Annotated in this window: 11 protein-coding genes and 2 pseudogenes; 5 read left to right on the top strand and 8 right to left on the bottom strand. The window is 70.0% G+C overall.

All coding sequences use genetic code 11. The annotated features are described in order from the left end of the window. A pseudogene (locus KIT86_RS22565) lies at nt 1-171 on the top strand (F0F1 ATP synthase subunit beta); the annotation flags it as partial. Continuing rightward, on the top strand, nt 168-635 hold the full coding sequence (locus KIT86_RS22560; RefSeq protein WP_297402577.1) for a F0F1 ATP synthase subunit epsilon: 468 nt from the start codon (nt 168-170) through the stop codon (nt 633-635). The pseudogene KIT86_RS22565 and the gene KIT86_RS22560, both read left to right, overlap by 4 nt. On the opposite strand, the gene KIT86_RS22555 is transcribed toward KIT86_RS22560, so the two are convergent. The 3 genes from KIT86_RS22555 to KIT86_RS22545 all read right to left on the bottom strand — a co-directional run bounded on the left by KIT86_RS22555 (nt 557) and on the right by KIT86_RS22545 (nt 2,356). Then, a complete protein-coding gene (locus KIT86_RS22555; protein WP_297402575.1) occupies nt 557-991 on the bottom strand; it encodes a hypothetical protein in 435 nt (144 codons plus the stop codon). The genes KIT86_RS22560 and KIT86_RS22555 overlap by 79 nt on opposite strands. 100 nt (nt 992-1,091) lie before the next feature. After that, the gene (locus KIT86_RS22550; protein ID WP_297402573.1) at nt 1,092-1,334 is read right to left on the bottom strand and encodes a glutaredoxin domain-containing protein; all 243 of its coding nucleotides are present in this window, start codon (nt 1,332-1,334) and stop codon (nt 1,092-1,094) included. A 17-nt stretch (nt 1,335-1,351) separates the two neighbouring features. Beyond that, nucleotides 1,352-2,356 carry an NAD-dependent epimerase/dehydratase family protein gene (locus KIT86_RS22545; RefSeq protein WP_297402571.1) on the bottom strand — a complete coding sequence of 335 codons (1,005 nt, stop codon included), beginning with the start codon at nt 2,354-2,356 and terminating at the stop codon, nt 1,352-1,354. Nucleotides 2,357-2,453: 97 nt separating this feature from the next. On the opposite strand from KIT86_RS22545, the gene KIT86_RS22540 reads away from it, so the two are divergent. Further along, nucleotides 2,454-3,350: a LysR family transcriptional regulator gene (locus KIT86_RS22540; protein ID WP_297402569.1), complete on the top strand. Its 897-nt coding sequence runs from the start codon at nt 2,454-2,456 to the stop codon at nt 3,348-3,350. A gap of 17 nt (nt 3,351-3,367) precedes the next feature. Here the strand turns inward: KIT86_RS22540 and KIT86_RS22535 are convergent, their stop codons facing one another. From KIT86_RS22535 to KIT86_RS22515, 5 genes are all read right to left on the bottom strand, one after another. Then, nucleotides 3,368-4,342: a tripartite tricarboxylate transporter substrate binding protein gene (locus KIT86_RS22535; RefSeq protein ID WP_297402567.1), complete on the bottom strand. Its 975-nt coding sequence runs from the start codon at nt 4,340-4,342 to the stop codon at nt 3,368-3,370. Nucleotides 4,343-4,376: 34 nt separating this feature from the next. Continuing rightward, nucleotides 4,377-5,393, bottom strand: coding sequence for an amidohydrolase family protein (locus KIT86_RS22530; RefSeq protein ID WP_297402565.1), 1,017 nt, complete (start codon nt 5,391-5,393; stop codon nt 4,377-4,379). Between the two features lie 96 nt (nt 5,394-5,489). Further along, nucleotides 5,490-6,134 carry a TetR/AcrR family transcriptional regulator gene (locus KIT86_RS22525; RefSeq protein WP_297402563.1) on the bottom strand — a complete coding sequence of 215 codons (645 nt, stop codon included), beginning with the start codon at nt 6,132-6,134 and terminating at the stop codon, nt 5,490-5,492. Nucleotides 6,135-6,210: 76 nt separating this feature from the next. After that, nucleotides 6,211-6,771 (bottom strand): DUF6622 family protein, encoded by a 561-nt coding sequence (locus tag KIT86_RS22520; protein ID WP_297402561.1) that lies wholly within the window; start codon nt 6,769-6,771, stop codon nt 6,211-6,213. Between the two features lie 132 nt (nt 6,772-6,903). Next, complete coding sequence (locus tag KIT86_RS22515) at nt 6,904-8,346, bottom strand: MFS transporter (RefSeq protein WP_297402560.1); 1,443 nt, start codon at nt 8,344-8,346, stop codon at nt 6,904-6,906. 135 nt (nt 8,347-8,481) lie between these two features. Between KIT86_RS22515 and KIT86_RS22510 the strand changes: the two genes are divergently transcribed. Both KIT86_RS22510 and KIT86_RS22505 read left to right on the top strand, forming a co-directional pair. Continuing rightward, nucleotides 8,482-9,384 (top strand): LysR family transcriptional regulator, encoded by a 903-nt coding sequence (locus tag KIT86_RS22510; RefSeq protein ID WP_297402559.1) that lies wholly within the window; start codon nt 8,482-8,484, stop codon nt 9,382-9,384. Nucleotides 9,385-9,525: 141 nt separating this feature from the next. Beyond that, nucleotides 9,526-10,448 (top strand): annotated as a pseudogene (locus KIT86_RS22505) (excinuclease ABC subunit A); the annotation flags it as partial.

The raw sequence follows: 10,448 nt of genomic DNA, 5'->3' as shown, positions 1-10,448 counted from the left end.
TGCTCCGTCCCGGTCGCCGACACCATCGCCGGCTGCCGCGCCATCCTGGCCGGCGAATGCGACGCCTGGCGGGAGAGCTCGCTGTACATGACCGGCACGCTGGAACAGGCGCGGGCCAAGGAAGGGCAGGGCGCCAAGGAATTCTCCGGCACAAGGGCGGGGGCGCCATGACCCGCACCCTGCACCTTACCATAACCACCCCCTCGACCGTGCTGGTCGATCGCACCGACATCAGCGCCGTGCGCGCCGAGGATGCCAGCGGCGGCTTCGGCATCCTGCCCGGCCACACGGAGCTGATGACCGTGCTGCCCGCCTCGGTGGTGCGCTGGCGCGCGGCGGACGGGGTGGCGCGGTTCTGCGCGGTGCGCAGCGGGGTGCTGACGGTCAGCCGGGGCCGCACCGTGGCCATCGCCTGCCGCCAGGGGGTCATCGGCGACGACCTGGCCGAGCTGGAAGCGCAGGTCCAGGCCATGCGCGCCGACGAAACCGACGCCGACCGCCGCGCCCGCGGCGAGCAGGTCCAGCTCCATGCCCGCGTGGTGCGCCAGATGATGCGCTACCTGCATCCCGGCGAGCTGCCCGAGCCCACGTCACCTGAGCCGGTCCGACGCGACTCCGGCGAGGCCGGGTCATGACCGGCGCCACCGACCCGCAACCCCCCGAAGGCACCGACCCCGACCGCCTGTCCGCCGCCGCCCGCCAGGCCGCCGAGCGCGCCCGCCACGCCGCCGACCGCGCCGCCCACGACGACGCCCACCGGGCCGGCCACGGCCACGCCCACGGCGGCACCGGCGGCAGCGCCCACCATCACGCCGCCGCCCATGGCAACGGAATGGGCTTCGCGCTCGGCTTCTGCGGGACTGAGCTTGGCCTGCGCCGCGGGCCTGGGGTCTTGCGACGGAATGCCGTAACCGGGCTTGGCCTGCTCTTCAAGATCCTGGTCCACCACGGGTGCGGCCATGGCCGGGGTGGGTGTGTGGCTGATGCTCATGGTTGGAATCTCCTTGAAAGGTGGGGAGATTCCCATTGGGCGCGCCGGGCGCCCCGCAGGCTGTCGGACAACGCCTTGCAACGACGGGCGGCGGCCAGCCTCAGCGGTTGAGCTGCGCCAGCGCGGCTTGCAGCCCCTGGAGGCCGCCCACGCGCTGGTCGTTGATGAAGATCTGCGGCATCTGCCGCACCGAAGGCCCGCACTTTTCGTAGAAGGCGATGCGCTCGGCTTCGTCGTCGATCTTGATTTCCTCGAAACCGAGCGAGCGGGACTTGAGCAGCATCTTGGCCGACTCGCATTGCGGGCAGGCGGACTTGGAATAGACGACGATTTTGAGTGACATGGCCCGGAGTTTACGGGTCAGGCACGGCCTGCCACGGGCGTGGGGTTGTCGCGCCCGCCGAGGCAGCCGATGCCCTGGAGCGTGGCCTCGATGGCCTCGTCCAGCGGGGTGTGGGGCTCGCGGCCCAGCACCTGGAGCAGGCGGCGGTTGTCCATGCGCACTTCGCGTTGCCAGAGGTAGCGCATTTCGAGCAGCTCGCGCAGGGTGGTCACCAAGGGCGACGCCAGCCGGATGAGCCACCAGGGGAAGGGCTGGAGCGTGGGCGCGCGGCCGCCGTGGCGCACCACGGCGCGCTGGATGGCCTGGCCGAACTGGCGGCCGTCGGCGTCCCAGTGCCCGGCCATGTGGAAGGCCGCGAAGGCGGGCAGGTGCTCGCGCCGTTGCAGCAGCTCGACCATGGTGCGGGCCACGTCGGGCAGGTAGGCGAACTGGTGGCCCACGCCGGGGCGCGCGGGGAGCTGCACGCGGGTCACGGGCCGCCCGGGCTTGACCATGCCCTGCGAAAACCAGTTGTTGCCGGCCCGCGGGCCGAAGAAGTCCCCCGAGCGCACGATGAGCACGCGGATGTGGCCGGCTTCGGCGGCGTCCTGCAGGCGGCGCTCCAGCGCCACGCGGATGGCGCCCTTGCGGGTTGGGGGGTGCTGGGGCGAGTCTTCGGTGAGCAGCGGGAAGGCGTCGGGCCCGTGGTTGTAGACCGTGCCTGGCAGCACCACGGTGGCGCCATGGGCCCGGGCGGCTGCGATGGTGTGGTCGATCATCGGCAGCACCAGCTCGTGCCAGCGGCGGTAGCCCGGCGGGTTGACGGCGTGCACGATGACCGAGCAGCCTTGAGCGGCGGCCAGGACGTCGGCGGCGTTCATGGCGTCGCCCGCCACCCAGTCGAGGCCGTCGGCGGGGGGCGGCGTGCGCAGGCCGCGCTTCATGGCGCGCACCCGCCAGCCGGCCTGGCGCAGCTGGTGGGCGACCTCGCCACCAATGCCGCCGGTGGCGCCGAGCACGAGTGCGGTGTGGGGGGGATTCATGTCGATGCTCCAAAAAGGGTTTGCGATGGGTGGATTTTTCGCCCGCGCCGGGCAAAAGAAAATTGCATAGCACCGAACACCCGCTATACATTTCTGCATGGCCAACGACATTGGATGGGAGCTCTACCGCAGCTTTCTCGCGGTGCTGCGGGAAGGCTCGCTGTCGGGCGCGGCGCGCGCGCTCGGCCTCACGCAGCCCACGGTGGGGCGCCACATCGCCGCGCTGGAGGCGCGGCTGGGCCTGGCGCTTTTCACCCGCTCACAGACCGGCCTGCTGCCGACCGATGCGGCGCTGGCGCTGCGCGGCGATGCCGAGGCGATGCACAACACGGCCGCCGCGCTGGAGCGCACGGCGCGCGGCCTGGGCGATGGGGTGCGCGGCGCGGTGCGCGTTTCCGCGAGCGAGGTGGTGGGCGTGGAGGTGCTGCCGCCCCTGCTGGCGGCGCTGCGGCGCCAGCACCCGCTGCTGGAGGTGGAGCTGGTGCTGAGCAACCGCCTGCAGGACCTGGTGCAGCGCGAGGTGGACATCGCGGTGCGCATGGCGCCACCGAGCCAGGACGTGCTGGTGGCCACCCAGGTGGGCGAGGTGGTGGTGGGCCTGCATGCGCACCGCTCGTACATTGCGCGCTTTGGCCAGCCCGCCTCGATGGCGGAGCTCTCGCGGCACACGGTGATCGGCTACGACGTGGAGACGCCTTTCGTGCGGGCGGCGCGCGCGAAGCTGCCGGCCTGGACACACGAGGCTTTCCACTTGCGCTGCGACAGCGACCTGGGTCAGCTGGCCCTGGTTCGCGCGGGCGCGGGCATCGGTGCCTGCCAGGTCGGGCTGGCTCGGCGCGACCCGCAGCTGGTGCGCGTGCTGCCCGATCGCTTTGCCTTCAAGCTGCCCACCTGGGTGGCCATGCACGAAGGCCTGCGCCACAACGCGCGCTGCCGCGTGGTGTTCGACGCGCTGGTGAAGGGCATGCGGCGCTACACCGGGGCGGCGGCCTGAGGGGCCGCGCGCCTGCCTCAGTCGATCTGGATCTTGGCGTCGCGCACGATGCGCGCGTAGGTCGCGATTTCCTTGGTGATGTAGGGCGCGAACTGGGCGGGGCCCATGGGCGCGGCGATGAAGCCTTGCGCGCCCAGGCGCTCGGTCACCAGCGCCGATCGCATGGCCTTGGCGCTTTCTTCGGTGAGGCGCTTGCTGATGGCCTCGGGCAGCTTGCCCGGCGCCCACAGGCCGTACCAAGTCACCATCTCGAAGCCGGGAATGCCGGACTCGGCCACGGTGGGCACGTTGGGCATGCTCGGGATGCGCGCCCTGGTGGTGACGGCCAGGGCCTTGAGCTTGCCGCTGGCGATGTGCGGCGCGGTGGACGGCAGGGCGTCGATGATCACGCTGATCTGGCCGCCGAGCAGGTCGTTGAGGGCCGCGGCCGTGCCACGGTAGGCCACGATGGGCATTTCCAGCTTGCCGCCGAATTTGATGGCTTCGAGCGAGACGTGCATGGGTGAGCCGATGGCCGAGGTGCCCAGGCTGAAACCCTGCGGCTTGGCGCGCGCGGCCTCCAGGAACTGCTGGAGGTTGTCGGCGGGCACGCTGGGGTGGGCCGCCACCACCATGGGCACGGAGCCGAGGAACGACACCGGCGTGAAGTCGGTGACCACGTCGTAGGGCACTTTGCGCACCATGAGCGGGTTGGCGATGAGCGTGGGCGACTGCACCAGCAGCGTGTAGCCATCGGCCGGGGCCTTGGCCACAAGGTCGCTGCCGATGACACCGCTGGCGCCTGCGCGGTTTTCCACCACGAAGGGCTGGCCCATCTGCTCGGTGAGGCGCTGCGCGAGCACGCGCGCCACCAGGTCCACCGTGCCACCGGGCACATAGGGCACGATGATGCGCACGGGGCGGCTGGGGTAGTTCTGGGCCTGCGCCTGCGCGCCAAGGCCGGTGGCGGCCAGCAGGCCCGCCAGCAGCGCCCGAATCCATGGGTTCTTCATCGTCGTGTCTCCTTCAATCGGGTGGTTGTGGCGACTAGCAGCAGGGCATCTTCAGCAGGCGCAGCGCGTTGCGGAAGTAGATGCCTTCCCGTTCTTCTTCGGGCAGGTTGAGCGAGTCGATGGCTTCGGGGATGGTGCGGATGAACATGGGGCCGCCTTCCGGGTCGAAGGGGCAGTCGGAGGCGAACACGACCTGCTTCGCACCGAAGAAGTCCAGCCCGCAGCGCAGGCCCGAGCGCCCGCCGGCCAGCGCGGTGTCGGCGTAGAACAGGCGGAAGTAGTCGATGGGCCGCCTGGCCATGCGCTTGAGCAGGCCTTCGTAGTCTTCGTCCGAGGTGCGGCTGCCGAACTGGTCCAGCCCGGGGCCGACGCGGCCGTCGAAGAACGGGATCATGGCGCCCATGTGGTGGGTGATGACCTTGAGCTCGGGCAGCTTGTCGAAAAAGCCGGAGAACACCATGCGCGTCATGGCGGCGCTGGTCTCGTAGGGCCAGCCGAAGGTCCACCAGATCTCGAATTTGGATTTCGTCTCGGAGGCGTAGTCGGCCATGTTGGCGCCGCGCGCGGGGTGCATCCACACCGGCACGTCGTAGGTCTTCACCGCGGCCTCGAAGATCGGCCAGAACTCGGGCTCGTCCAGCGGGCGGCCGTTCACGTTGGTGAACACCTGGATGCCGCGCGCGCCCAGCACGCCGATGGCGTAGGCCATTTCTTCCAGGCAAGCGGCCGGGTTGTTCATGGGCAGGGAGGCCACGAAGGCGGGGAACTTGTCGGGGTGCGCGTCGCGGATGCTGGCCATCTCTTCGTTGGCCAGGCGGGCCAGCGCGGGCGAGTCGTCGGGCCCGGCGATCAGCTCGATGGGCGGGTTGGAGAGCGTGAGGATCTGCTGGTAGCCGGGGAAGCCTTCCATCATCTTCAGGCGCGCCTCCAGGTCGTACAGCACCGGGATGGTCAGCCAGCGCTTGATGGCGCCTTTGTCCTTGGCCAGCTCGGCCATGCGCTCGAAGTACTTGCGCGGCAGGATGTGGGCGTAGCTGTCGATCTTTCGCATGGGCTTTTCTCGCTCTTTATTCACCAATTGGAGAATTGTAGGGCCAAGAAAAGGGGCGCGAGGCCCCTGGTTTTCCCTGATCGGTGAAGAAAAGCGCTAGGCGAGCACGAAGGCCGAGACCACTTCCGTGATGTGGGCCAGGCGCTGCGTGAGTTGCTTGGGCGATTTGAAATCGCGGTTGAAGCCGGCCGAGAGGGTGTGGATGTTGGAGAGGTAGAAGTAGGAACAGCCGGCGATGGTGATGTAGAGCTGCACGGGGTCGATGCCGGCGCGGAACAGGCCGGCTTTCTGGCCGCGCTCCAGGATGTCGCCGAGCGACTGCACCAGCGGCGAGTTGAGTTCGCGGATGCGCTGCGAGCCGTGCAGGTGGCGCGCCAGGTGCAGGTTTTCGCTGTTGAGCAGGGTGATGAATTCGGGGTGGGCGATGTAGTAGTCCCAGGTGAACTCCACCAGCCGGCGCAGCGCGATGAGCGGGGGCATGCCCTGGAGGTCGAGGTAGAGCTGGGCGTTGCGGATCTCGGCGTAGACGCTTTCCAGCGCGGCGGCGAAGAGGCCGTCCTTGTCCTTGAAGTAGTAGTAGACGAGCTTCTTGTCCACCGCCGCCTTCTCGGCGATGCGCTCCACCCGCGCGCCCCCCAGGCCGGTGCGGGCGAACTCCTCGCGCGCGGCCAGGAGGATGGCGGCCTTGGAGCGCTCGGCGTCGCGGATCTTGGGCTCGGAGGGGGCCTTCTTGGCGGTCACGGCGGGGGTCCTTCTGCGGGGAAAACGGCGGCGGGCAATGCCGCCAGAGCGTACCCGAACTCCCTCGGATCACCCTTTATTCACCATTAAGTGAATAATGAGCTTTGGCAGGCCGGATCGCCAGGCGCCACAGGCGCGAGGCGCGGCCAACGAAGAAACCCGTGAAAGCGCCGTACAGGGCGGCGACGCACAGCACGTACTGCGTGTCCTGCACCAGCTGCGGTGCCATGGTGAGATCCACGCCGACGACGTACTTCACCAGAAAGATGCCCACGACCAGCAACAACGGGACGACGCTGCCGGGCAGGCGATACAGCCGCCGCGCCGGGTCGTACTGCACCCCATGGGCGCGGCCGCGCGCAACGAGGGCGAAGGCGAACACGGCGGCGATGAGCCAGGCCGTGATGGCCAGGCCCCGGTGAGGTGTGGCACCGAACGCCGAGTACGTGCCCGACACCGAGAAGAGCGTCATCGCCAACGGCATGAGCGACACGCGGGCCAGGCTGGCGGTGCGCTCGCGCAGCTGGCTCAGGCCCAACGCGAGGAACGCGGCGAGCAGGCCCCACACCCACACGGGTGTCTGGCGCAGAACGGGCACCACGGCTTGCGGGTGGTCGGCGAGGAGTTGCAGCAGCATGGTGGGCTCCAGGAGCGAGGGGTTGAGGGAGACCGCACTGTGCAGCGCGCGGTGGCGCTGGGCGAGCGGGTTGCGACGAAACCGCGTGTCGGTGGTGCGAAACGCTTGCCGGGCTGGGTGAGCGGCGGCGGCTCAGGCGACAGGGCGCAGGGCAGCAGCGGCCCGGCGCCGCGCCACCCAGCCCAGGGCGAGCGCGATCAAGACCAGCGCAAGTGCCACCGCGAAGGTCCAGTGCAAGCCGGTTGCCAGGGCGCCGGGGCGGGTGGTGGCCAGGTCGGTCGCCCCGGCACCCCAGGCGAACACGCCGCCCATGAAGGAGGCACCGGTGATGAGACCGAGGTTGCGCGAGAGGTTGACGAGAGCGCCCGCGACGCCACGCTGGCTGGCGTGCACGTTTTGCATGATGGCGGTGTTGTTGGCGGCCTGGAACAACCCGTAGCCGGCTGTGAGGGTGGCGAGCGAGGCGACGTAGCCGGGCACGCCAGAGGCTGTCGCCAGAAAGGGCAGGACGGCCGCGCCTGCGGCCATGGCCACGAGTCCCGACACGCCGACCCGGTGAGGGCCGAAGCGGTCCACGGCGCGCCCCGCCGGCACGCCGACAAGGGCAGCGACGAGCGGCCCGGTGGACATGACGAGCCCGATGGCGACCGCGTCAAGGGCGAGCGCTCCCGACAGGTAGAACGGCCCCACCACCAGCGTGGCCATCACGACGGAGGAAACCAGGGCGCTGGCCGCAAAGCCGCTCCCCAGGGCGGGGTGGCGAAACATGGCCAGCCGGATCAGGGGGGAGGCCGCCTTCGACTCGACCCGCAGGAACAGGCCGGTGCCCAGCAGCGCCACGAGCAGCAGCGCGACATTGAGCGGGCCGAAACGGCCACGCCCCAGGGTCATGGCCAGCGCGTAGCTCGCGAGGGTGCCGGCCAGCAGCACGGTGCCCAGGTGATCGAATCGAAGTCGCTCGCCCTGGTCCGGCCGCAGGGGTTCTGCGGGCACGAAGCGGTGCACCAGCAGCAGGGCCAAGGCGCCCAGGGGCACGTTGACCAGGAACATCAGCTGCCAGCCGTGCCCGGCAATGAGGATGCCGCCCAACGTGGGGCCCAGCGCCGTCCCGACCGCGGACATGGTGCCCAGCAGGCCCATGCCGCTGCCCGCGCGGGCCTTGGGCACGGCGTCGGCGACGGACGCCATCGTGAGGGCCATCATGAGCGCGGCCCCCAGGCCTTGCGCCGCGCGGGCGGCGACCAGCAGCCCCAGCGTGGGCGCGAGGCTGCACAGCGCCGAGGCCAGGGTGAAGAGGGCGATGCCGGCGAGCAGCAGGCGCTTGCGGCCGACCAGGTCGCCCAGCCGCCCCGCGCTCACGATCAGGGTGGTGATGGCCAGCAGATAGGCCAGCACCACCCATTGCACCTGCTGGAAGCTCGCGCCAAAGGCTTCGGCCAGCGTGGGCAGGCCGACGTTGGCGATGCTCGTGCCCAGCGCGGACAGCAGCATGGACAGTGACAGGCTGGCCAGGGCCCACCTCGAGCGGGGGAGGGCTGGCGCCGGGGCAAGGGGAGAGGGGGCCAGGTGGCGCATGGGGATGTCCTTGGGCGTGATGAGATTCGGTTGCCTCCAGCGTAGGGATTCCTCTGGCCTGGCGGAAGGCGCACGGTTTGCACTTTGCAAGTGCATCGAACGCCATGTCGGCCCCGCCTCTGCTATGGTTTGGCGATGGCCATGCCCGATCTCAACCTGCTCGTCGCGCTGGATGTGTTGCTCGCCGAGGGCAGCGTGGCGCGCGCTGCGCAGCGGCTCAGGCTCAGCCCCTCGGCCATGAGCCGAACCCTGGCGAGGTTGCGCGAGGTGGTGGGCGATCCGTTGCTGGTGAGGGCGGGCCGGGGTCTGGTGCCCACGCCACGGGCGATCGAGCTTCGCGAGAAGCTGCCCCAGCTCGTGCAGGATGCCCAGGCCGCGCTTCGTCCCAGCCAGGCGCCCGATCTCCGGCAACTGGAGCGCACGTTCACGGTGCGCAGCAGCGAAGGCTTTGTGGAGAACTTCGGGCCAGCGCTGCTGGAGCGCGTGCGGCGACAGGCCCCCGGCGTGCGGCTGTGTTTCGTTCAGAAGCCGGACAAGGGCAGCGCGCCGCTGCGCGAGGGCGACGTCGATCTGGAGACCGGCGTGATCGGCGAGGCGATGGGCCCCGAGGTGCGGGCGCAGGCTTTGTTCCGCGACCGTTTCATTGGCGTGGTGAGGGCCGGCCACCCGCTGACCCGGCGCAAGCTCACGCCCGAGCGCTACGCAGCGGGGCAGCACATCGGGGTCTCGCGGCGCGGGCGGGACAAGGGCCCCATCGACGAAGCCCTGAGCGCACTGGGCCTGGAGCGCGAAATCGTCACCATCGTGGGCGGGTTCTCGACGGCCGTGGCGCTGGCGCGGGCTTCCGATCTCATCGCCAGTGTTCCGGAGCGGCACACGGGTGTCCTGCGCGAGGGAATGCACAGCTTTGTGCTGCCGTTCGCCCTGCCCGAGATCCGTGTGTCCTTGCTATGGCACCCCCGGTTGCAGGCCGATCCGGCGCACCAGTGGTTGCGCGGCCTCGTGCTGGCGGTGTGCGCGGCACGAGCGGCCACTTGACGGGGGCGACGAGCGGCGCGCGCGTCGGACGCGTCCGACAGCCACGTGGGCCATGCGCCGCTGCCGTCGGGCCTGGGCGCGTGCCAAGCTTCAAGGCAACCGGTGGCCCTGTCGGCCCCGGGCATTGAACAAAGTGCGCCTGTGAAAAAAACCTTCGAGTTCGTGAGCGTGCGCGGCGCACGGGAGCACAACCTCAAAAACGTGGATGTGGACGCGCCGCGCAACGCGCTGGTCGTCTTCACCGGCATCTCCGGCTCCGGCAAGTCCTCGCTGGCCTTCGGCACCATCTACGCGGAGGCGCAGCGGCGTTACTTCGACTCGGTCTCGCCGTATGCCCGGCGGCTGATCGATCAGGTCGGCACACCCGATGTGGACAGCATCGAAGGGCTGCCGCCGGCCGTGGCGCTGCAGCAGCCCAGGGGCTCGGCCGGCTCGCGCTCCACGCTGGGTTCGGTTTCGATGATCTCCAACCTGCTGCGCATGCTGTACTCGCGTGCCGGCCTGTATCCGCGCGGGCAGACCATGCTGTTCGCCGAAGACTTTTCGCCCCACACCCCCCAGGGCGCCTGCCCGGTCTGCCAGGGGCTGGGGTTTGTGTACGACGTGACCGAGAAGGCCATGGTGCCGGACGACACGCTGACCATCCGCGAGCGCGCCATCGCAGCGTGGCCGCCCGCCTGGCACGGGCAGAACCTGCGCGACATTCTGGTGACGCTGGGCTACGACGTGGACACGCCATGGCGCGATTTGCCCCAGAAGGACCGGCACTGGATTCTGTTCACCGATGAGCAGCCCACCGTGCCGGTGTATGCCGGCTTCTCCCCGGCCCAGACGCGCGCCGCGCTGCGCCGCAAGATGGAGCCGAGTTACCAGGGCACCTTCACCGGCGTGCGCAAGTATGTGCTGCAGACTTTCGCGACGACTTCCAGCGAGCTGATGAAGCGCCGCGTGGCGCGCTTCATGTCGGGCACGGTGTGTCCTTCGTGCCAGGGCAAGCGCCTCAAGGCCGAGGCGCTCTCGGTGACCTTCGCCGGCCTGGACATCGGCGAACTGGCCCGCCTGCC

The organism is Hydrogenophaga sp. (assembly GCF_026125825.1).
Classification (GTDB): domain Bacteria; phylum Pseudomonadota; class Gammaproteobacteria; order Burkholderiales; family Burkholderiaceae_C; genus Hydrogenophaga.
Note: the sequence above shows the minus strand (reverse complement) of the source record. Positions and strands in the feature narration are given on the sequence as shown.

Bases quoted from the DNA above. Each gene is read 5' to 3' on its own strand.
- KIT86_RS22560 (WP_297402577.1), top strand. From the start codon at position 168: ATGACCCGCACCCTGCACCTTACCATAACCACCCCCTCGACCGTGCTG.
- KIT86_RS22555 (WP_297402575.1), bottom strand. From the start codon at position 991: ATGAGCATCAGCCACACACCCACCCCGGCCATGGCCGCACCCGTGGTG.
- KIT86_RS22550 (WP_297402573.1), bottom strand. From the start codon at position 1,334: ATGTCACTCAAAATCGTCGTCTATTCCAAGTCCGCCTGCCCGCAATGC.
- KIT86_RS22545 (WP_297402571.1), bottom strand. From the start codon at position 2,356: ATGAATCCCCCCCACACCGCACTCGTGCTCGGCGCCACCGGCGGCATT.
- KIT86_RS22540 (WP_297402569.1), top strand. From the start codon at position 2,454: ATGGCCAACGACATTGGATGGGAGCTCTACCGCAGCTTTCTCGCGGTG.
- KIT86_RS22535 (WP_297402567.1), bottom strand. From the start codon at position 4,342: ATGAAGAACCCATGGATTCGGGCGCTGCTGGCGGGCCTGCTGGCCGCC.
- KIT86_RS22530 (WP_297402565.1), bottom strand. From the start codon at position 5,393: ATGCGAAAGATCGACAGCTACGCCCACATCCTGCCGCGCAAGTACTTC.
- KIT86_RS22520 (WP_297402561.1), bottom strand. From the start codon at position 6,771: ATGCTGCTGCAACTCCTCGCCGACCACCCGCAAGCCGTGGTGCCCGTT.
- KIT86_RS22515 (WP_297402560.1), bottom strand. From the start codon at position 8,346: ATGCGCCACCTGGCCCCCTCTCCCCTTGCCCCGGCGCCAGCCCTCCCC.
- KIT86_RS22510 (WP_297402559.1), top strand. From the start codon at position 8,482: ATGGCCATGCCCGATCTCAACCTGCTCGTCGCGCTGGATGTGTTGCTC.